Source organism: Mesorhizobium sp. B2-7-1, assembly GCF_006440735.1.
Taxonomy (GTDB): Bacteria; Pseudomonadota; Alphaproteobacteria; order Rhizobiales; family Rhizobiaceae; genus Mesorhizobium.
The window spans coordinates 177,878-200,253 of record NZ_VFUA01000001.1 but is presented as its reverse complement, the minus strand read 5'-3'; the positions used below and the strand labels follow the sequence as shown (position 1 = coordinate 200,253).

General features: G+C 65.9%; 13 protein-coding genes. 7 read left to right on the top strand and 6 right to left on the bottom strand.

Annotated features, from left to right (window positions below; genetic code table 11):
- Positions 1–17: 17 nt before the first annotated feature.
- The 6 genes from FJ471_RS00910 to FJ471_RS00885 are packed head-to-tail and all read left to right on the top strand — an operon-like array spanning position 18 to position 5,977.
- Positions 18–644, top strand: coding sequence for a DUF4129 domain-containing protein (locus FJ471_RS00910; RefSeq protein ID WP_140801288.1), 627 nt, complete (start codon positions 18–20; stop codon positions 642–644).
- Positions 641–1,855, top strand: a complete 1,215-nt coding sequence (locus tag FJ471_RS00905) for a DUF4350 domain-containing protein (protein ID WP_140801287.1) — start codon at positions 641–643, stop codon at positions 1,853–1,855. Before FJ471_RS00910 ends, FJ471_RS00905 begins: the two co-directional genes overlap by 4 nt.
- A complete protein-coding gene (locus FJ471_RS00900) occupies positions 1,842–2,798 on the top strand; it encodes a MoxR family ATPase (protein ID WP_140801286.1) in 957 nt (318 codons plus the stop codon). Before FJ471_RS00905 ends, FJ471_RS00900 begins: the two co-directional genes overlap by 14 nt.
- Entirely contained in the window at positions 2,795–4,099 is a 1,305-nt protein-coding gene (locus FJ471_RS00895) for a DUF58 domain-containing protein (RefSeq protein WP_140801285.1), read from the top strand. Before FJ471_RS00900 ends, FJ471_RS00895 begins: the two co-directional genes overlap by 4 nt.
- Positions 4,096–5,112, top strand: a complete 1,017-nt coding sequence (locus FJ471_RS00890; RefSeq protein ID WP_140801284.1) for a stage II sporulation protein M — start codon at positions 4,096–4,098, stop codon at positions 5,110–5,112. Before FJ471_RS00895 ends, FJ471_RS00890 begins: the two co-directional genes overlap by 4 nt.
- The gene (locus tag FJ471_RS00885; RefSeq protein ID WP_140801283.1) at positions 5,099–5,977 is read left to right on the top strand and encodes an RDD family protein; all 879 of its coding nucleotides are present in this window, start codon (positions 5,099–5,101) and stop codon (positions 5,975–5,977) included. Before FJ471_RS00890 ends, FJ471_RS00885 begins: the two co-directional genes overlap by 14 nt.
- Positions 5,978–5,991: 14 nt before the next feature.
- Here the strand turns inward: FJ471_RS00885 and FJ471_RS00880 are convergent, their stop codons facing one another.
- A complete protein-coding gene (locus FJ471_RS00880; protein WP_140801282.1) occupies positions 5,992–6,678 on the bottom strand; it encodes a D-lyxose/D-mannose family sugar isomerase in 687 nt (228 codons plus the stop codon).
- Positions 6,679–6,868: 190 nt separating this feature from the next.
- On the opposite strand from FJ471_RS00880, the gene FJ471_RS00875 reads away from it, so the two are divergent.
- Complete coding sequence (locus FJ471_RS00875; protein WP_140801281.1) at positions 6,869–7,927, top strand: D-TA family PLP-dependent enzyme; 1,059 nt, start codon at positions 6,869–6,871, stop codon at positions 7,925–7,927.
- Positions 7,928–7,962: 35 nt separating this feature from the next.
- Here the strand turns inward: FJ471_RS00875 and FJ471_RS00870 are convergent, their stop codons facing one another.
- From FJ471_RS00870 to hutU, 5 genes are all read right to left on the bottom strand, one after another.
- Positions 7,963–8,721, bottom strand: a complete 759-nt coding sequence (locus FJ471_RS00870; RefSeq protein WP_140801280.1) for a heme ABC transporter permease — start codon at positions 8,719–8,721, stop codon at positions 7,963–7,965.
- A gap of 279 nt (positions 8,722–9,000) precedes the next feature.
- Positions 9,001–10,770 (bottom strand): glucan ABC transporter ATP-binding protein/ permease, encoded by a 1,770-nt coding sequence (locus tag FJ471_RS00865; RefSeq protein ID WP_140801279.1) that lies wholly within the window; start codon positions 10,768–10,770, stop codon positions 9,001–9,003.
- A 375-nt stretch (positions 10,771–11,145) separates the two neighbouring features.
- Entirely contained in the window at positions 11,146–19,728 is an 8,583-nt protein-coding gene (locus tag FJ471_RS00860; RefSeq protein ID WP_140801278.1) for a glucoamylase family protein, read from the bottom strand.
- Positions 19,729–19,998: 270 nt separating this feature from the next.
- On the bottom strand, positions 19,999–20,586 hold the full coding sequence (locus FJ471_RS00855; RefSeq protein ID WP_140801277.1) for a HutD family protein: 588 nt from the start codon (positions 20,584–20,586) through the stop codon (positions 19,999–20,001).
- A 114-nt stretch (positions 20,587–20,700) separates the two neighbouring features.
- Positions 20,701–22,371, bottom strand: coding sequence for a urocanate hydratase (gene hutU / locus FJ471_RS00850; protein ID WP_140801276.1), 1,671 nt, complete (start codon positions 22,369–22,371; stop codon positions 20,701–20,703).
- Positions 22,372–22,376: the final 5 nt, after the last annotated feature.

Genomic DNA, 22,376 nt, shown 5'->3' with positions numbered 1-22,376 from the left:
GCAGGGGGAACGAGCGGGTGACAGCCGCAGGGACGGAAGAAGCCGGACGGCTGGCGCAGTTGCACAAGCAGCTGCTGGCCGACGATTCGATCCAGTTCGGACTGCCGACCTATGTGCGCACGGAACCACCGGAGTGGTTGAGGCCGCTGCTGGAATTCCTGGCCAAGTTCGTCCCCTACATGGTCTATATGTTCTGGGGCGCGGTTTTCATCGGCGTCGCGATCATCCTCTTCCTGATCCTCCTTGAAGCGAAGGGTGTCGCCTGGCGGCTGCCCTTGTGGCGCAAGCGCCATGAGGCAGAGGCGAAGGAGGAATGGCGCCCGGATGCCGGCGCGGCCCAGGTCCTGCTCTCCGAGGCCGATGCGCTTGCCGCGCGCGGCGAATATGACGAGGCGGTGCATCTTCTGTTGCGCCGCAGCGTCGCCGACATCGCCACGCGGCTGCCGGACTTCCTGCGCCCATCGCTCACCGCTCGCGATATCGCGGCCGCGGGCTCGATCCCCACCCGGCCCCGCACCGCCTTCAGCGAGATCGCCCGGATCGTCGAGGCAGCCTTGTTTGCCCGCCGACCCGTCGGTGCCGAAGGCTGGCGGCAGGCGCGCGGCGCCTATGAGCGTTTCGCTTTCCAGGATGCCTGGGCATGAGCGAGCAACCAGCCGAGGCAGACGAGGCCCCGTTCAGCCGCAAAACCCTGTTCTGGGGCATTTTCGCCAGTCTGCTGGCGGCAGCCGGGTTTTTCCTGCTGTCCACCTATGCCCCGGATTTCCGCGCGCCCGAAGGCGGCGCCACGCCGCTTTCGAAAGGCGGCACCGGCTATGCCGGGCTTGTGGAATGGCTGAAGCTGACCAACGGACAGGCGCCGCCGATGGAGCGTGGCGAGAAGGACCTTGCGTCCCCGCTGGCATCGACTTTCCTGCTCGTCGTCACCATCGCGCCCGACAGCGATCCGGCCGCGCTCGATCGCCTCATCAAGCTGCGCTCGGGCAAGGACACGCTTTTCGTCCTGCCGAAATGGCGGACGTTTCCCTTGCTGGACCATCAAGGCTGGGAGACAAAGGTGGAGCGGCTGCCCAATGCGGTCGTCAACGACTGGCTCGGCCGCATCGCCAAGGCAAAGCTCGGCGAGGCAAAGAACACACTCTCGCAGATCAATATTGCCGGCCGCATGGTGACCGCGCCGGGCGAGCTGCAATGGGTGGCGGATGACCATCCGCTGATCGCGGCGGGCGACGGCAGGGCTATCCTGACCGAGCTCGACAACGAACCCTTCTACATCCTCACCGACCCCGATTTCATCAACAACTTCGCGCTGAACGACGAGCGGATGGCGGTCGCCGCCCTCGACATGATCGCCATGATCGAGCCCGCCAAGGGCGCCGTCATGTTCGACCTGACGCTGCACGGCATCGGCCAGAACTATGACCTCGCCAAGCTTCTGATCGAGCCGCCCTTCCTGGCGCTGACGCTGTCGGTGCTGGTGGCGGCCGCGCTCGCCTTCCTGCATGGGCTCGGCCGGTTCGGGCCGCCACGGGCGGAGGGCCGTGCCATCGCCTTGGGCAAGCGGGCGCTGGTCGACACCACGGCGATGCTGTTGAGGCGCGCCGGGCGGCTGCAGGGGCTCGGCGACCGATACGCGGCGCTGGTGCGGCAGCGCGCCGCCGCGCTGCTTGGCGCCCCGCATGGATTGCAGGGCGAAGCGCTCGACCGCTGGCTCGATTCCCGCGACAAGAGCGAAGCGCAGGGCTTCACCCGGCGCTTCACGGCTGCGAACGAATCCAACAATCTGGCCGCAATGCATGAAGCAGCCGAACAGCTGCATGACTGGACGGCAAGGAGGCTCGGTGAACGTCGATGAAGTGAAGGCCCTGGCGAACGCGATCAGGGAAGAAGTCGCGAAAGCGATCACCGGACAGCGCGACACGGTCGACCTGATGCTGACGGCGTTGTTCGCCGGCGGGCATATCCTGCTCGAAGGCCCGCCCGGCACAGCCAAGACGATGACGGCGCGCTGCTTCGCGCAGGCGCTGGGCGTCGCCTATGGCCGTATCCAGTTCACGCCCGACCTGATGCCCGGCGATATCGTCGGCTCCAACATCTACAACTTCCAGACCGGGCAGTTCACGCTGACGCGCGGTCCGATCTTCTGCGATCTTTTGCTCGCCGACGAAATCAACCGCACACCGCCGAAGACGCAAGCCGCCCTGCTCGAGGCCATGCAGGAGCACGCCGTCACCTTCGACGGCACCACGCATTCGCTCGGCCGGAACTTCATGGTGGTGGCAACGCAGAACCCGATCGAGCATCAGGGCGTCTACCCCCTGCCCGAGGCGCAACTCGACCGCTTCCTGTTCAAGCATCGGGTGAGCTATCCGGATCCCGCGGAAGAGCGCGCCATCATCGTCCATCACGGCGGCGGCTCGGCCTCGCACGACATCGAGCAATACGGCATCAAGGCGCGGACCGACCGCAAGACGCTCGAAGCGGCTGTCGCCACGGTCGGCGACGTCACGCTGGTCGACGATGTCGTCGGCTATATCGCGGCCCTTGTTCGCGGCACGCGCGAGAGCCCCGACCTCGAAGTCGGCGCCAGTCCGCGCGCGGGCGCCATGCTGGCGAGGGCCGCGCGCGCCAGGGCGGCGCTCGACGGCCGCAACTACGTCATCCCGGACGACGTCAAGGCTTTGGCCGTGCCTGCGCTGCGCCACCGCGTCGTGCTTTCGCCGGCGGCGCAGATCGACGGGCGGCTGGTCGAGCAGATCGTCTCCGACCTTGTCGACCACACGGAAGCGCCGCGTTGATCTATCCGAGCGGGCGAGCGGTCTGGGCAGCGGCGGCGGGGGCGATCCCCGCCTTCCTGATCGCGCTCGCGCTTCCGCATGTCTGGTATCTCGGCCTGTTGTGGATCTGCGTGGTTCTCGCCTTCCTGGCGGTGGACGCGGCCGCGGGCAGAGGCCGCGCCTCGCTCAATGCCACGCTGACGGCGCCGCCGCAGGTGGGCGTCGGCGGACGCTTCACGCTGCACATCGCAGCCGGCCTCGGCGCGAGGCTGCGGCGCCTGCAGGCGCGTGTCGGGCACGACCAGCGGCTGCAGCCGGTCGCCGGCACCGGCGGCGCGCTGCCGGCCAATGGCGGCACGCTCGACCTCGAATTCGAGGCGATCCGCCGTGGCATCGCCAGCTTCGACCGGCTGTGGCTGCGCTGGCAAGGCCCGTTCGGCCTGGTGTGGAACCAGGTCATATTGCCGGTCGACCGCAAGGTTGCGGTGCTGCCCAACGTCAACAGCGCGCGCGACGAGGCGATCACGCTTCTGCAGCGCTCGGCTCTTGCCGACGGCCATGCGCAGAAGCGCGCCGGACAGGGCCGCGAGTTCGAGGCGCTGAAGGACTACCAGCCCGGCATGGGCCGGCGCATGATCGACTGGAAGCGCAGCGCCCGCCACGGCAAGCTTCTGGCGCGGGAATTCCGCATCGAGGAGAACAACAACATCGTTCTGGCCATCGATAGCGGCCGCCTGATGTGCGAGCCGGTCGACGGCGTGCCGAAAGTCGACCGCGCGGTGACGGCCGCCCTTCTGTCGGCCTTCATCGCGCTCAAGGGCGGCGATCTCGTCAGCCTGTTTTCCTTCGACGCGAGGCCGCGCGTCTCCAGCGGCGCGGTGCGCGGCTCGGCGAGCTTCACCATGATCCAGAAGCGCGCCGCCGAGATCGACTATTCGACCGAGGAGACCAATTTTACTCTCGCGCTGACCACGCTTTCGGCCAGGCTCGACCGGCGCTCGCTGGTCATCGTCTTCACCGATTTCGTCGACCCGATCAGCGCCGAGCTGATGCTGCGCACCGTCGGCCGGCTGACCGAGCGGCACCTGGTGCTGTTCATGCTGATGAAGGATGTGGAGCTTGAAACGCTCGCCGACATGGCGCCGGCGGCGCCCGAGGATGTCGCCCGCTCCGTCACCGCCGGCGACCTCCTGCGGCAACGGCAGGTGGTGATCGGCAGGCTCAGGCTGCTCGGCGCGCATGTCATCGAGGCCGACCATCAGCGGCTCGGCCCGGCGCTGGTCGAGCGCTATATCCAGCTCAAGGAGGAGAACCTCTTATGACGCTGTCCGCCGGCACCGACGCGGTTCGCCAGTCGCTGGCAAGCTTCCGCCAGGAACGCGAGGCCGACTGGAAAGCGTTCGAGGCACTGCTGGCGCGCGTTGAAAAGCGCGCGCCGCGCGCGCTGTCGGAAGATGAGCTACTATCGCTGCCGCTGCTCTACCGCTCGGCGCTGTCCTCGCTGTCGGTGGCGCGCGCGACCTCGCTCGACAGCGCGCTGATCGCCTATCTCGAGGCGCTGTGCCTGCGCGGCCATTTCTATCTCTACGGCGCGCGGCGGAGCTTGAGAACGCGCATCGGCGACTTCTTCCTGCACGACTGGCCCGCGGCGATCCGCGACCTTTGGCGCGAGGTGTGGACATCGGTCGGGTTGACGGTGATCGGCGCGATTGCCGGCTACTGGCTGGTCGCTTCCGACAAGCGCTGGTACGACGCCATCATTACGCCCAGCCTGGCGGGCGGGCGCAATCCGGATTCGTCGGCCGAGACGCTGCGCAGCGTGCTCTACGGCGGTGGCGATCATTTTCTGTCGGGATTTGCCGCCTATCTCTTCACCCACAACACGCAGGTCTCGATCCTGGCCTTCGCGCTGGGGTTCGCCTTTGCCGTGCCAAGCGTGCTGATCATCTTGATGAATGGCTGCATGCTCGGCGCCATCTTCCAGATCTATGCCGCCAAGGGCCTGGGCTTCGAGCTCGGCGGCTGGCTTTCGATCCATGGCACGACGGAACTCTTCGCCATTGCGATTGCGGGTGCCGCCGGCATGCGCATCGGCACCAGCATCGCCTTTCCCGGCGAGCTGACCCGCATGGCCGCCGCGGCCCGGGCCGGACGCGTCGCGGCGACCGCCATGATCGGCGTCACGGTGATGCTGCTTTTCGCCGGGCTGCTCGAAGGCATCGGTCGGCAGACGATCACCAGCGACATCGCCCGCTATTCGATCGGCGGCGGCATGCTGGCCTTGTGGCTCTGTTATTTCTACCTGTTCCGGATGGTGCGGCATGGCGACCGCTAGGACAGCGAAGGTCAAGGACCCGGCAGCGCTGATCCGTCCGCTGGTCACGCCGGAAGGCATCGACATCAGGGTCAAGCTGGCCGATGCCGGTACCCGCGCCTCGGGCTTCCTGCTCGACGTGGTGATCATCGTCACTGCGGCCGTGGTCGTCTCGCTGGTGATAATCTTCGGCCTGGCCGGCCTCGGCTTCCAGGACGCGCAGCCGCTTTTCATCGTCTGGGTCATCTTCATCTTCTTCCTGCGCAACGTCTATTTCATCGCCTACGAAGCGGGACGGCGGGCAGCCACGCCAGGCAAGCGCATGGTTGGCATAAGGGTCGCGTCGCGCAGCGGCGCCGGCCTCACGCTCGACCAGGTCATCGCGCGCAACCTGATGCGCGAGATCGAAGTCTTTCTCCCGCTGTCGATCCTCGCCGCCCGCGCCAGCGCCGATGTCGCCGACACGCTGACGACCATCTTCGGCCTTGTCTGGGCGCTGCTGTTCTCGCTGTTCCCGCTGTTCAACCGCGACCGGTTGAGGATCGGCGACCTGCTCGCCGGCACCTGGGTGGTCGAAGCGCCGAAAGTGGCGCTGGTCGAGGATCTTTCGTTGCGCAAGGATCCGGTCGCGGCGCGGTTCCAGTTCAGCCCGGCGCAGCTCGACGCCTACGGCATCGCTGAGCTGCAGAAGCTCGAGGAAGTGCTGCGCCGCGACGATTATTCCGCGCTCAGGGCAGTGGCGGAAACCATCGCCCGCAAGATCGGCGCCAGAGTCGAGCCGATCGATTCAAAGGCTTTTCTCACCGCTTATTATGGCGAGCTTCGCGCGCATCTGGAACGCAAGCTGCTGCTCGGGAACCGCAAGGCGGACAAGTATGCGCGGTAACGAAGCGTCCCCGCCTATCCCACCCACTTCTCATAGTCCGACACCAGCAGATGCAGCGGCGCGACGTCCTCATCGATGTTGGAGAAGCGGCCGATCGGCTCGCGGAAGACGTTGTCCGTGAGATCGTCATTGACCGTCGAGACCTCGCCGATCAGCACATCCTTGCCTTCGGCCCAGAAGGCATGCCAGACGCCGGGCAGCAGCGTCACGCTCTGGCCTGGATCGAGCTTCAGCAGCCCGCCCGCCGGCAATCTGGTGATGGTGCCGTCGACCGGCACCGAGACTTCGGCCTTCGGGTCGATGCCGCCGTCACGGTCGTGCATGAACAGTTCCAGCACCAGCTTGCCGCCGCCGCGGTTGATGATGTCCTCGGCCTTGATGTTGTGTCGGTGCATGGGCGAGAGCTGGTCCTTGCGCGAGATCATGATCTTCTCGGCATAGAGCATGCCCATGCCGAGCTTCATGTCCTCGTAGCGGCCGTTGCGCACGGTGAACAGGAACAGGCCGAGCTCGTCGAACTTCTCCTGGCCGTAATCGGTGATGTCCCAGCCGAGGCGCGAGGTGAAGACGGCGGAGGAGTCGGCCTTGTGCGCCTTCATCTCTTCGGGCGACCAATAGGCGAAGGGCGGCATGATATAGCCGAAGGAGCGGATGAAGGCGTCGGCTTCGCGGATGATGTCGTTGATCTTGGAGCGCTTCATGGTTCCCTTCCTTCCGGCCGCTGCCTGCTCAAATCTGTCCCTCCGAATAGCCCAATGCCGGTCCGCTGTCGACGCAAACCGGCGGCTCTGGACCGTGACATCCGCCCGGATCGGGGCCATAAACCCAGTCAGTTTTTGAAACGCATGTCCTTGTGCCGGAATCGGCTGGCATGCTTTGGACGGTGATCCCATGCCAAGCATAGACGACCTCGACACGCCGGCGATCCTGATCGATGCGGCCCGCGCCGAAGCCAACATCAAGAAGGCGCAGGCACATGCCGACGCGCATGGGTTGAAGCTCAGGCCGCACATCAAGACGCACAAGCTGCCCTACTGGGCAAAGAAGCAGGTCGCCGCCGGCGCCGTCGGCATCACCTGCCAGAAGATCGGCGAGGCCGAGGTGATGACCGATGCCGGGCTGACCGACATTTTTCTCCCCTACAACATCCTTGGCCGCGCCAAGCTGGAGCGGCTGAAGGCGCTGCACGGGCGCGTCACGCTATCGGTGACGGCGGACAGCTATGAGACGCTGGAAGGGCTGGCCGCCACCTTCACCGACGCCGGCCATCCGCTGCAGGTGTTGATCGAGTGCGACACCGGCATGGGCCGCTGCGGCGTGCAGAGCGCAGACGAAGCGCTGGCGCTGGCCAAAGTGATCGACAAAGCCAAGGGTCTCGCCTTCGGCGGATTGATGACCTATCCGGCGGCCGGGCGCGCCGCCGAAGCGGACGCCTGGCTGAAGACCGCGCGCGGGGCGCTTGCGGCGGCGGGGCTCGAATGCGAACGCGTCTCCAGCGGCGGCACGCCAGACATGTGGCGCTCCGGCGAGGACAGCATCGTCACCGAATACCGGCCCGGTACCTATATCTATCTCGACCGCTACCAGGTCGCCAAAGGCGTCGGCACGCTGGACGACTGCGCGCTGACGGTGCTCGCCACGGTGGTCAGCCACCCGACGGCGACCCGCGCCATCCTCGACAGCGGCAGCAAGGCGCTGTCCTCCGATACGCTCGGCCTGCCGGAGTTCGGCGAGTTGCTCGGCGTGCCCGGTGCGCGGGTCACGGGCTTGAGCGAAGAGCACGGCAACGTCACGCTTGCCGACGGCGCCAAGCTACGCATCGGCGAGCGCGTACGCGTCGTGCCCGATCATTGCTGCGTGGTGACGAATTTGTTCGACCAGGTGCATCTGATCGAAGGCGACAAGGTGCTGGAAACGCTGCCGGTGGCGGCAAGGGGGCGGATGGGGTGAGCAGCGCATTTCCCTTCTCCCCTTGTGGGAGAAGGCTAAACCCGCTCCGCCTGCCGTGCCGCAACCCGGCGCATCGCCGTCACCCGGCGCCGGAAAATCTCCGTGCGCATCGCCATCAGGTGCAGCGCGAAGAACAGCAACGTGAAGCCCAGCGCCATCACGGCCAGCGGCCACAGCATCGATGGGTCGATGGTCGGGCCGCCGAGGCGGAAGACCGAGGCCGGCTGGTGCAGCGTGTTCCACCAGTCGACCGAGAATTTGATGATCGGGATGTTGATGAAGCCGACCAGCGTGATGATGGCGGCGGCCCAGGCGGCGCGGCCGGCATCGTCCAGCGCGCGGGTCAGCGCGATGATGCCGAGATACATCAGGAATAGCACGAAGACCGAGGTCAGCCGGGCGTCCCATACCCACCAGGTGCCCCACATCGGCTTGCCCCAGATGGAGCCGGTGATCAGCGCCAGCGCCGTGAAGGTGGCGCCGATCGGGGCCGCCGATTTCAGCGCCACATCGGCCAGAGGATGGCGCCAGACCAGCGTGCCGAGCGCCGCGATCGCCATGATCGTGTAGCACATCATGGCGAGCCAGGCGAAAGGCACGTGGATATACATGATGCGCACCGTGATGCCCTGCTGGAAATCCTCCGGCGCGGTGAAGCTCATATAGAGGCCGACGCCAAGAAGGGTCGCCGCAACGGCCGCCAGCCATGGAATGACCTTGTCGGCCAGCCCGACGAAGCGCGTCGGGTTGGCGAGATCGGCCCAGGCGCTCAAGCGTGAGGTGGTGTCGCTCATGCCGACCTAAATAGACCGGCAGTGTGCCGGGGGCAATTCCCCTTCTCCCCTTGTGGGGTGAGCAGCCGGTTCGCGTAGCGAATTCATCGTGCCAGTGGCACGATGAAAGGCCGGCGAACGCCGGGACGCTGCGGAGCAGCGGGGACCCGGCCGGGGTGGATCGGCCACCACCCGGCCCTTCGCAGGCTCAGGGCGTTCGAAGCTCGAAAAGCCAACCAATTGGCTTTTCGTCCGCTAGCGCGGACCGCTTCTCACCCCACAAGGGGAGAAGGGAAGAGCTTAAGCCGCTTCGTTGACCGGACGGCTGAGGCGGCGGACCTCTTCGTCGTTGAGCAGACCGCCGGCGCGCAGCAGGGCGGCGAAGCGGCCATTGCGCAGCGACAGCTCCGTGAAGCCGCCCATCTCGACCACCTTGCCCTTGTCCATGAAGACGACGAGATCGGCGTCGCGGACCGTGGTCAGGCGGTGAGCGATGATGAAGGTCGTGCGGTCCCGGCGCAGCTCGTCGATCGCTTCCTTGACGCGGTCCTCGGTCTCGACGTCGAGCGCGCTCGTCGCCTCGTCGAGCACCAGGATCGGCGCGTCCTTCAGCACGGCGCGGGCAATGGCGATACGCTGGCGCTCGCCGCCCGAGAGCTGGCCGCCACGCTCGCCGACGACGGTGTCGTAGCCGCCGCTCTTCGACAGGATGAAGTCCTGCGCCGCGGCGGCATCGGCCGCGGCATGGATCTCATCATAGGTCGCATCGGCGCGGCCAACGCGGATGTTGTCCTCGATCGAGCGGTTGAGCAGGCCGGCGTCCTGGAAGACGGTGGCGATCGAATGGCGGAGCGACTTGCGGGTCACCGTCTTGGTGTCGATGCCATCGATCAGGATGCGGCCGCTGGACGGCGTGAAGACGCGCTGCAATAGGTTGATGAGCGTCGTCTTGCCGGCGCCGGTCGGGCCGACGATGGCGACCGTCTGGCCTGCCTGGACCTCGAAGGAGACGTGCTCGATACCGTGGCCTGAATTGGCGAACTCGAAGCTGACGTCCTCGAAGCGGACATGGCCGGTGACGTTGGTGAGATCGCGCAGGCCATCCGGCTCGGCGGTTTCGGCAGCCGAGTCCTCGAGGCGATAGAAATCCTCGAGCTTGGCGCGCGCCTCGGAAATCTGGGTGGTGAAGGCCGACATCTGGTCGAGACGGGCGATCAGCATTCCGGCAAAGCCGGTGAAGGCGACGACATCGCCGACGCGAAGCTCGCCGCGGGTGACGAGATAAGCACCGATCGAGAGCACGATCATCATCGAGATGGTCGAGGACAGGCGGTTCAGCGCGTTGGCGATCGCCCACCAGTCGAGCACAGGGTTCTGCGCGTCGAGCAGGTCCTTGACGTAGCGCTTCAGCGTCGCGGTCTCGTGGCCGATGCGGTTGTAGCTCTGCAGGACGGCGACGTTGCTGACGCTATCGGTCACATGGGCAAAGACGGTGTGGTAGTGACGCTCGACGGCGGTCTGCCCCGACTTGGTGTGGCGCATGACGATACGGCCGATGCCGACGTAAAGCACGCCGAGGCCAAGCAGCACGATGGACATGCGGATATCCATGGCAAGCGCGGTCGGCACCAGCAGCACCAGCGCGATGGCGGTCGAGAGATGCACGCGCATGAATTCGAGCCACAGGCTGAACAGGGTCTCGACAGCGCGCAGCAGCGTGTGCAGCGAATTGGAGGTGCCGCGCTGGTGATGCCAGGCAAGCGGCATGGTGATGACGCGCTCGAAGGACTGGCACAGAACCTCGGAGCGGCGGGCATGGGCGAAGCGATCGGCGCCGCGCGCCACCAGAACGAAGGCGACGACGTTGAAGACACCGATGGCTGCCCAGACGGCGAGCGTCGAAAACACCGCGCCTTTTTCGGAAATGGCACCGATCACCCGACCCAGCAGGATCGGCTCAAGGATCGCGATCGCCGCGAGCGCGACGTTGGCACCGCAAATCAGCGCGACGCGCTTCTTGTCGGCCGCCAGATAACCCAGCGCTCTAAAGTAGATCTGCAGAAGTGACACTTCAGCTACTCCGCCAAACTCTTGTCAGTGCTCAATGCCCGTATTGTGCACCGCACCATTTTTTGACACGTACCGGTTAATGTGTCGCGAAACAATGCGTCGTCTATCCCTTCCGTTCCCATTTAGCGAACAAAAGATGACGACGGTACGAAATCTGGCGTGATCACCTAACGGTTTGAGATAAAAGGTGAAATGTCAGCCTTGCGGCAAAATAATGGCACTTGCCCCGCGCTGCCACATTTTTAATCACAAGCTGCTTGCTTAGCCTGCCCTAAAGGAAGGCACGCGACCGGGCGCAAAAGCCGCGCCAAGTAAAAAACGGCGATTGGCCGCGCATCCAGACGGACGCGCGGCCGGCAAGCCAAGCCTTTGACTTTACGCAGGTATCCTGACGACGACCTCAGTCTTGTCGCCGGCTTTCGGCTCGAAAGACGCCGATTTTTTCTTGGAGCCGTCGACTTCTAGCGAGATCGACTTGGTCTTTTTGTCGCGGATGACGCGAAGCTTGACCTCTGCGTCGAACATCTTGAGCGTCGCGGCGTAGCCGTCCCAGTGCCCGGGCAGCTTCGGCCTAAACGTGATCTCTTTGCCGCGCCGCTCGATGCCGAGGATGCCCTCCACCGCGGCGCGGTAAAGCCAGCCGGCCGAGCCCGTATACCAGGTCCAGCCGCCGCGGCCGCCCTTGCCTTCGCCGGAATAGATGTCGGCGGCCACGACATAGGGCTCGACGCGGTAGTGTTCGGCCGCGGCCTCATCCGAAGCATGGTTGACCGGGTTCAGCATCGAGAAGCAGCGATAGGCCTCGTCGGTGCGGCCCATTTCGGCCAGCGCGATCACGAACCAGGTGGCGGCATGGGTGTACTGGCCGCCATTCTCCCGCACGCCCGGCGGATAGCTCTTGATGTAGCCGGGATCCTTCTCGCTTTTCGAGAAGGGCGGGGTGAACAGCTTGACGATCTTGAGCTCATCATCGACCAGCATCTCGGTCGCCTGCTCCATGGCCGTGGTCGAGCGCGCGGGATCGCCCTCGCCCGACAGCACGCTCCAGGACTGGGCGATGGAGTCGATCTTGCACTCGTCCGAATTGTGCGAGCCGAGCGGCGTGCCGTCGTCGAAGCTGCCGCGCCGATACCACTGGCCGTCCCAGGCGGTGCTTTCCAAGGCCCGCTTCAGCGCGTCCGCGTGCTTGGTCCAGGCCTGCGCCCGCTTGGTGTCGCCCTGCCCCTTGGCGACAGGCGCGAAGTCGGTGAGCGTCTTCAACAGGAACCAGCCCAGCCACACGCTCTCGCCCTTGCCGCCCTCGCCGACACGGTTCATGCCGTCGTTCCAGTCGCCGCCGAGGATAAGCGGCAGGCCGGCAGGGCTGCTGCGCTTGATCGCGAGATCGAGCGCCCGCGCGCAATGCTCATAGAGCGGCGCGGTGGTCTTGGTGATCTCCGGCGTGAAGAAGGCGTCGTGCTCGCCCTCGCCGAGCTGCTGGCCGTCGATGAAGGGCAACTGCTCCTTGAGGATCGCGGCGTCGCCCGTCACCTCGATATAGCGGGCCGTGGCATGCGCCAGCCAGACGACGTCGTCCGAGATCATGGTGCGCACGCCGGCATCGGTGCGCGGCAGCCACCAATGCTGCACGTCGCCTTCCGGGAACTGCCGGCGCGCGGCATTGAGGATCTGGTCGCGCGCCAGCTTCGGGTCGTGCGCCAGAAGGGCGAGCGTATCCTGCAACTGGTCGCGGAAGCCGAAAGCGCCGCTCGCCTGGTAGAAAGCCGAACGGGCGCGGATGCGGCAGGCAACGGCCTGGTAAGGCAGCCAGTGGTTGACCATGGCGTTCATCGCCTCGTCGGGCGTCTCGACCTGAATGGTGTCGAGGAAGCCGCGCCAGGCCTTTTCGTTGTCGGCCAGGCGCTTGTCGAAATCCTTGCCGCGATGGGCCTGCACCAGCGCGCTGGCCTCGGCGGACGTGGCCGCGTCGCCGAGCAGCCAGAACAGGGTGACGTCGCCGCCGGCAGGAATATCGATGTCGCTGGCGACAACCGCGCAGGGGTCGTCGCCCGCCTCGATCCGACCCGAGAGCGCGAGCCCGCCTAGCACGGCTTGCGGATACTCGGTCGTGCCATGCCTGCCGATGAACTCGCTACGGTCAGCGGTCACCGAATGGACGGTATGGGCAGCCGCCAGGAAAGCGACCCGCTCGCCGAAGTCGAGGCCGTAGGGGTTCTGCGCCAGAAGCGCGCCCGTTGCCGCATCCCGCGTCGGCACGATGGTCGCCGCGGTGCGCGAGCGGTGGCCGCCCAGCACCCATTCGGCATAGGCATAGACGCGCAGCCGCGCCGGCGCGGAGCCGGAATTCTGGATGCGCAACCGGGTGATCTTCACCGGATCGACGGGGTCGACCACCTGCGTCAGGTCCATCGCGAGCGGCCCGCGCTTCGAGCGGAAGGTGGAAAAGCCCTGGCCGTGCCAGGTCTCATAGGTCATCGACGGATCGCGAACCAATGCTGCCATCGGCGAGAACGCCTTGCCGCTGGCATGGTCGAAGACATAGAAGCCCTCGCCCGGCCGGTTCGACACCGGGTCGTTCGACCACGGCGTCAGCTGGTAGTCGCGGCTGTTGCGGCTCCAGGTGAAGCCGGCGCCTTCCGCCGAGACGTGGAAGCCGAAGGAGGCGTTGGAGATGACGTTGATCCAGGGCTGCGGCGTCGAACGTCGTCCGGTAAGCCGCGTCACATAGTGGCGGCCGTCGCCGTCGAAGCCGCCGAAGCCGTTCCACAGGCTGAGGCCGTTGCCGTCGGCGGCGATGTCGCCTCCATCCCGGCTTGCCGGCACCGGCAAGGGCAGCGGCGGAGTGGGCTCTCGCGGGCTGCCGCCTTCCGCCTGAAGCAAGGCGTCGCGGGCCTGGAGGGCCGCTGTCTCGGCGCGTTCGAGCTGATCGAAGATCGTGCCGTTGCGGGTGTGCAGCACGACGCGCGCCACCGACAGCAGGGTCTTATAAGTCGGCTCATCCATCAGGTCGCGACGCACCGCGAAGATGTGCTGGCGAGGCCCGAGTTCGCGGCCGCGCAGGCGGCTGTTCTCGCACAGCGTCTCCACGGCGCGCTGCAGGTCCTGCACGTAGGAAGATGCCTGCTCGTTGACGACGACGAAGTCGATCATCATGCCGCGCGCACGCATATATTCCTGGAAGCGCAGCGCCTGGGCGACGATCTCGAGGTCGGCGACGTCGCCGATGCGCACGAGGAAGATCGGGAAATCGCCGGAAATGCTGGTCGGCCACAGGCTCGACTGGCGGCCGAGGCCCGACGCGATGGATTCCGCCGGCAGGCGCAGGAACGGATCGGGATAGATCAGGTAGCGCGCCAGCTTCTGCACATTGGCTGCGTCGGTGAGGCTGAGCCCCAGATGACGCGTCTGCACCTGGCTGCGCGTCCAGGCAAGCATGGCCTGGCGGGCAAAGCTCTCCTGGTGGTCGAGGCGGGCGATCGCTTCGTCGAGCTCGCCGCGATTGGCGCCGACGGCGGTCCAGAAAGTCAGCGAGATCTTCTTGTTGGCCGGCACGCGCACCTGGCGGCGCAGTGCCGCCACGGGATCGAGCGTGAAGCCCTGGCTACCGGAAAGCCTGACGCCGGGATCGAAGGCGACGGCATCGGCGATGGTGCGGCCGCGACCGATGAAGGCGCGCCGGTCGGTCTCGGCCTCGGCATCGCGCGACGGACCCGACGGGTCGGTGACGAAATGCACCATCGTGAGGTCGGGGTCGTTCTTGTCTCGCTTGCGCCGCGTGGCAAAGATCGCGCCGTTGTTCGGCGCGATCTCGGTCTCGACGAACATCTTGGAGAACGCCGGATGGGCGTTGTCGGAGGCCTCGTTGCCGAGCACCAGCTCGGCGAAGGAGGTCACCTCGATATGCCGGTCGGTGGCGCCGTCATTGTAGAGCGTGATGCGGCGACCTTCGCCATTGCCCTCGGAGATGACCATGCATTCGACTTCCGAACGCAACGATCCCACGGTCTTGGTGAAGCTCGCCTTGTCGTCGCCGAACAGCGTCTGGACGCGTTCGCCCTCGGCGCGCTTCGGCTCGGCGGTAGCGGACCACCAGTCGCCGGTCGCGGTGTCGCGCAGGAAGATATAGGAGCCGAGGCGATCCTCGCTCGGATCCGGCTGCCAGCGGGTGACGGCAAGCTCGCCGAAGCGGCTGTAGCCGGAGCCGGTCGCGCTGACCATGACCGAATAGCGGCCGTTGGACATGACGTTGGTTGCCCGCAGCGCCTTGATGGGATCGAGGATGACGCGGCTGTCCGGGCTCTCCGTCTCGGTCTCGTCCTTGGAGCGCTCGTCGGCTTCCGTCCTGACGGTTGCGGTCGGAATGTCGCGCGGCGCCTTCTCCTGCAACAGAAGCTCGGCCGACTCGATCACCGGATCGCTGTGGAACCGCTCGCGCAGCCGGCCCTCGAAGATGGCGTCGGCGACAGCGGCGATCGACATGCCGGAATGGTGCGCCATGTAGTTCTGCACCACGGCGTGGTCGGTGCCCTCCGGCACGCGCTGCGGCGTGAAATCGACCGCGTCGTAGAAGCCGTGGCGGCCAAGCGCGCCGATCGAGCGCAGCCGCTGCAGGTTCTGCACCGCCTCGCGCGGGCTGAACTGCGCGGCCAGGATCGTCGCATAGGGCGCGATCACGGTGTTCTGACCAAGGCCGCGCTTCAGGCCGAGGCCGGGCACGCCGAAATTGGTGTACTGGTAGGTGAGCTCGCGGTCGCGGGCGTTGTAGGCCGCTTCCGAAATGCCCCAGGGCACGTTCTTGGAACGCGCATACTGGATCTGGCGCTTGATGATAAGCTTGCTGGTCTGGTTCAGGATCGAGCCCTGCGGCTCCTTCATGACCAGCGGCGGCATCAGATACTCGAACATCGAGCCCGACCAGGACATCAGCGCGCCCTGGAAGCCGATCTCGACGATCGGCCGTCCGAGACGGAACCAGTGCTCGGTCGGCAGGTCACCCTTGGCGATGGCGAACAGGCTGGTGAGCCGCGCCTCGGAGGCGAGAAGGTCGTAGCAGCTCTCGTCGAGCTGGCGGTCCTCGACCCGGTAGCCGATCGACAGAAGCTTGCGCTCCTGCCGCATCAGGAAGGAGAAATCCATCTCGAAGGCATAGCGGCGACAGCGCTCGCGCAACGCGAGCAGCTTGGCGCGCAAGGCGGCGACAGCGCTTTCGTCATTGTGCGAGTCATGCACATGCGCCTCGCAGGTCGCCTCCAGCCGCTCCGCCCAGTCGGCAATGACATCGCTCTTCGGCGACGCCGCCTCGGTGTGAACGGCGGTTGCAAGCTTGCGGATCTCGCCCGCCAGCACGGCAAGGTTGATGGTACGGATCGATGCCATCTCGGGCTGCGCCTTGATGGTCGCAACCGCACGGCGCATGCCGTCGAGACGGTCGGCGAGACGCTGGCGCAGCGGCCGCAGCTGCCGGCGGTCGTCCGGCAGCTCGTCCAGGCTTTCGTCGAGGATGGTGACGGTGTCGATAATGCCTTCGAAATCGCCCTGCAGGTGCACGGACGGCGCTTCGGCCCATTCGGCGCAGGACGCCGCCACCGCGACCAGATGCCCGGCGAGATTGCCGCTGTCGACCGCGGAGATATAGAGCGGATAGAGCGGCTTCAGCGTCGTCGTGTCATACCAGTTGTAGAGATGGCCGCGATCGCGCGGCATGTTCTCGATGGTCGTCATCGTGGCGTCGATGCGGGTGATGGCGTCCGACAGGCTGATCCAGCCGAAATCGCGCGCCGACACCACCGAGAGCAGATAGACGCCGATATTGGTCGGCGAGGTGCGCGGCGCCACAACTGGCGCCGGGCTTTCCTGGAAATTGTCCGGCGGCAGATGATGCTGCTCGGGCGTGACGAAGGTCTCGAAATAGTGCCAGGTGCGGCGCGCGAAGGTGCGCAGCGCGTGGATGTCGGCGCTCGAGATGCGCAGCCTGTCCTCGGTCTCGGCCGAGCGGCTGATCCAGCAGGCGACGGCCGGCGAAGCGATCCAGAAAATGGCGAAGAAGAAGGCGACGAAGGCGCCGGTGGAATCGGCCAGCACCGGAATCGCCAGACCGACGACGCCGATGATCACCGCGCCATACATCATGCCGTAATAGGCGCCGAGATCGCTGCCGCTGTTCTTGGCGGCCTGCGAGGCGGTGCGCCATTCGAGCAGGTTCTGGCGGCTGACGAAGAGCCGATAGATAGTGCGGATGATGGCATCGCCCATCATCCAGGCGAGATGCGCCATCAAGAGGACCTTGAGCGCCACAAGCGCTGTGCCGAACACGGTGTCGCGCGCCAGGGCGGAGAAATGGCCGCGCGGGGTCTGGTCGCCGCTCTTGGGCAGGATGCCGTTCACAATGTCGAAGGTCGGCGCCATGAACAGGCTGAGGATCAGAAGCGCCTGCCACTGCGCCGCCTGGGTGAAGGGCAGCAGCGTCCAGCCGGCGACGCAGGCCATGACCCAGAAGATCGGCGTGACCGAGCGGCGCAGATTGTCGACCATCTTCCAGCGCGACAGCGCAGGCACGCCGGAGCGCGGGTCGAAGATGTAGCCGAGCAGCTGCCAATCGCCGCGGGCCCAGCGGTGGTGGCGCGAGGCGTCGACCGAGTAGCGGGTCGGATAGTCCTCGACCAGCTCGACGTCGGTGACCAGCGCGGCGCGCGCCAGCGCGCCTTCGAGCAGATCGTGGCTGAGGATGGTGTTTTCGTCGATGCGGTTCTTCAGCGCCGCCTCGAAGGCGTCGACATGGTAGAGGCCCTTGCCGGTGAAGGACCCGTCGCCGAAGACGTCCTGGTAGACGTCGGATACGGCGAAGACATAGGGGTCGAGGCCACGATTGGCCGAGAAGACGCGCTGGAAGAAGGAGGCGTCGTCGCCGCTGGTGAGCGAAGCGGTGATGCGCGGCTGCAGGATGGTGTAGCCGGCGCTGACGACGCGCTTCACCGGATCGAAATGCGGGCGGTTGAGCGGATGGGCGAGCTTGCCGACCAGGCTCGAAACAGCATCGCGTGTGGTGCGCGTGTCGGCGTCGAGCGTCATCACATAAACGACCTTTTCCGGCAGCGGCACGTCGAGCGGCAGGAAGGTGGTGTCGCTGTCGCCGCGCAAGAGAAGGTTCAGCTCATGCAGCTTGCCGCGCTTGCGCTCCCAGCCCATCCAGCAGCCCTGCGCCTGGTTGTAGAGCCGGCGGCGATGCAGGAGATAGAAGCGCGGCGAGCCTTCCGACGGATAGCGGGCATTGAGCCTGGCGATCTCGTCGCGGGCATATTGCAGGATCTCGATGTCGGCGGCGTCGATCTCGGTCTTGGAATCCGGCCAATCGGACAACAGCGCGAAATGGATCTCCTCCGCCGTGTTGGCGAGGTGATGGACCTCGATGTTGCGGATGTTTTCCTCGACGTCGTCGCGCGAGCCGATCAGCGAGGGCACCACGACCAGCGTGCGCGCCGTGGCCGGGATGCCGTGCTTGTTGTAGTCATAGCCCACAAGCCTAGTCGGCTTCAGGAACAGCGCCACCACGGTGTTGAAGAAGGCCAGCGCGCCTTCGCTGGCCGGCACGGCGAACAGCGCCAGCATCAGCGTGATCGATTCCACCGACAGGCCGAGATTGGCGAGCGCCCTGCCCGACAGCACCAAGAGCAGCGCCGTCAACAGGAAGACGGGCACGACGATGCCCAGCCAGCCGGCGCCGGCAAAGCCGCGCTTGAACGTCACATAGAAAGGCGGCCGGTAGCCGATCGCCTTTTCCAGTTCCTGCCGGCGTGGGCCGACCAGGAAGAAGCCGACATCGGTGTGCACGGCGGGGTCGGCGGTTTCGGGCACGCCGGATGCGTCGGTGACGCCGGGCGTGTGGCCGGCAAGCTCGATCGCCTTTTCGGCGACGCGGTATTCGGAGAGGTCCGAGCGGCGTGCCAACTGCTCGATCGCGGTGCGGTACTGGTCGCGCGAGAAGAAATCGAGGTCGGCGAAATCGGTCTTTTCACGCAGCAGCGTGTCGATGCGGCTGACGCCCTCGAACCAGACCGTCCAGTCGACGTCGTTGATGAGGCGCAGGCCGCGAATGATGTTGCCGGTGGTGACGTTGCCGCTGGAGAGCGTCTGATGCTCGGAGATGATGATCTCCTCGGCGTCGGAGCCGGTCTTTTCGAGCTCGCCTTCCAGCCATTCCAGCGCGCGGCCGGCGTTCTGCGACCCGTCGCGCAGGCGGTAGAGCAACTGGGTGGCGAAAGTAGTGTCCTGCGCATGGGCGCTGTAGTTGGACAGGATCCTGGTGCGGTCGGCATTGTCATCGGTCGCCAGAACGCGGTCGGCGACCTCGTTGGCGATGTGGCGCATCTGCCTGGTGCGATCGACGCGCACGGCGATGCGGCGCAGGTTCTCGATCAGCACGAAGCGCAGCAGCGAGGGCAGCGCCCAGAGCTCGCCGATCTTCATCGGCTCGATCGACTGGAAGCCCTCGACGATCGCCTTGAACATGGTGGCCGAGACGGAGCTGTCGGAATGCTCGACATAGCTCCAGGCAACGACGAAGGCGCGCGGCAGCACCGTGCCGCCGCCGAGTGTCAGCGTCGGCAACTGCCGATAGAAGCGGCGCGGCAGGTCGCGCTTGACCTGGAAGATGGTCTCCTCGACCAGGTAATTGTTGTCGAGCAGCCATTGCGCGGCCGGCGTGATGGTCTCGCCCTTGGCCTGGGCGGCGTTGGTCGAGCGGTAGACTTCGAGGATCTTCTTGGCGCTGTCGCGGATGCGGGCCTGGAACTCGAACGGAGCGAGGCCGAACAATTCCTTGACCTCGCCCTTGGCGAGCGCGACGCCCAAGGCGCGCAGCCGGTCCTCAGGCAGGAAATTGGAGCGTATCGGCGCTTCCGTCACCGCCGGGAAGCCGGCGCTTGTCTGTTCGATCTTGTTCGGATTCGTCTGAATGTTCATTGAAAATTCCGTAAGGCGGGGCGCAATGCGGCGTCACCGCCACGGCAATGCCCCTAAAACCGGTTCAATTGCAATTGGTTGCATGACTGGTTGGCCGAAAGTTTGTTTTGCGCACCACGACAGGGGGCGTGCCCTTTCGACAGCTCGTGGGCGAACGCCCCTCGCTCTCCGCCCCGGTTGGATCAGGGCAAGGATTCAGGCTTTTTCGTGATACATGCAAGGGCCCGGGCGATAATTCGCCCGGGCCGCGATCATGTTTGGCAACAGCCGTTAATGGTTGGCGGCGAGGCGGTCGAGTTCGATCACGAAAAGCAGGCCCTGCCCCTTGGGCCGAAGCCGCAATTCAGGACTGCCGCGGTCGAGGACCAGCGTGTCGAGCGGGCCGAGGTCCGGCGCTTCGTTCGTGAAGAGCGCGAAGCTTCCGCCGACGGCTAGAACCAACGTCGTGTCGGCGCGCGGCGCGATGCGATTCTCACCGGCGAACGGCCGGCGCTCGACCTTATGCGCCATGCGGCCACGGCGAGTCATGACGTTGAGATCGGTGATCGGACCGCCGATCAGCGCCGCGCTGGTCGGCACGTCGCCCGGAAAGGCGAGCGGCGCTGAGGCCGTGGTCAGCCGCGCCGGCGGCTGGCCGGCGATGTCAAGGACAACGCCATCGCCTTCCAGCACCGACAGCGTCCGGTCGATGCCGGCGAAACTCGAGAACGGCCCGCTGGTTTCGACGCGGGCCATCGAGATGCGCCAGTCGAAATCGTCGAGCCCGGCGCCGTCTGGCGAAACCGCGATCTCGGTCGTCGTGCCGCCGCCATTCTTCCACGGCATGACGCGGTAGTCGGCGGCACGAAGGATGCGCATGGCCTAGAGCCGGATGATTTCAAGTCGATTCGACCTGAAATCATCCGCCTCTGTCTTCTTGGTATGGAGCATGATGTTGTCCGAAAACCGTTTCACACTTTTCGGCATCATGCTCTAGCCCAGGATGCCCGGCAGGTTGAGCTGGTGCTCCTTGGCGCACTCGATGGCGATGTCGTAGCCGGCATCGGCATGGCGCATGACGCCGGTCGCCGGATCGTTCCACAGCACGCGTTCCAGGCGCTTTGCCGCTTCAGGCGTGCCGTCGGCGACGATCACCATGCCGGCGTGCTGCGAGAAGCCCATGCCGACGCCGCCGCCATGGTGCAGCGATACCCAAGTAGCGCCCGACGCGGTGTTGAGCAGCGCGTTGAGCAGCGGCCAGTCGGAAACGGCATCCGAGCCGTCCTTCATCGCTTCGGTCTCGCGGTTGGGCGAGGCGACCGAACCGGAATCGAGGTGGTCGCGACCGATGACGACGGGCGCCTTGAGCTCGCCCTTGGCCACCATCTCGTTGAAGGCGAGGCCAAGCCGGTGGCGGTCGCCGAGGCCGACCCAGCAGATGCGCGCCGGCAGGCCCTGGAACGCGATGCGCTCGCGCGCCATGTCGAGCCAGTTGTGCAGATGCGTGTTGCCGGGAGTGAGCTCGCGCACCTTGGCGTCGGTCTTGTAGATATCCTCCGGATCGCCCGAGAGCGCTGCCCAGCGGAACGGGCCGATGCCGCGGCAAAACAGCGGCCGGATATAGGCCGGCACGAAGCCCGGGAAGGCGAAGGCGTTCTCGAAACCTTCGTCCTTGGCGACCTGGCGGATGTTGTTGCCGTAGTCGAGCGTCGGCACGCCAGCGTTCCAGAACGCCACCATCGCCTCGACATGCTCGCGCATCGACGCACGCGCCGCCTTCTCGACGGCCTTGGGATCGGACGTACGCTTCTCGCGCCACTGCGCCATCGTCCAGCCCTTCGGCAGATAGCCGTTGATCGGGTCGTGCGCCGAGGTCTGGTCGGTGACCATGTCGGGGCGAATGCCGCGCCTGAACATCTCCGGCACGATCTCGGCCGCGTTGCCGAGCAGGCCGACCGATTTCGCCTCGCCGGCCTTGGTCCAGCGATCGATCATTTCCATCGCTTCGTCGAGCGTCTCGGCCTTTTCGTCGAGATAGCGGGTGCGCAGGCGGAAATCGATCGAGTCCGGATTGCATTCGATGGCAAGGCAGGACGCGCCGGCCATGACCGCGGCCAGAGGCTGGGCACCGCCCATGCCGCCGAGACCGCCGGTCAGGATCCACTTGCCCTTGAGGTTGCCATTGTAGTGCTGGCGGCCGGCCTCGACGAAGGTCTCGTAGGTGCCCTGCACGATGCCCTGCGTGCCGATATAGATCCAGGAGCCGGCCGTCATCTGGCCGTACATCATCAGGCCCTTCTTATCGAGCTCGTTGAACTTTTCCCAATTCGCCCAATGCGGCACGATGTTGGAATTGGCGATGAGCACGCGCGGGGCGTTGGCGTGGGTCTTGAAGACGCCGACCGGCTTGCCGGACTGCACCAGCAGCGTCTCGTCCTCGCCAAGCGTCTTCAGCGAAGCGACGATGCGATCGAAGTCGTTCCAGGTGCGTGCCGCCCTGCCGATGCCGCCATAGACCACGAGCTCATTCGGGTTCTCGGCGACCTCCGGGTCGAGATTGTTCATCAGCATGCGCAGCGGCGCCTCGGTCGTCCAATAGCGGGCGTTGAGCTTGTCGCCGCGGGGGCTGCGCACTTCGCGGATGTTGTGGCGGGGATCGTTCATCTTTG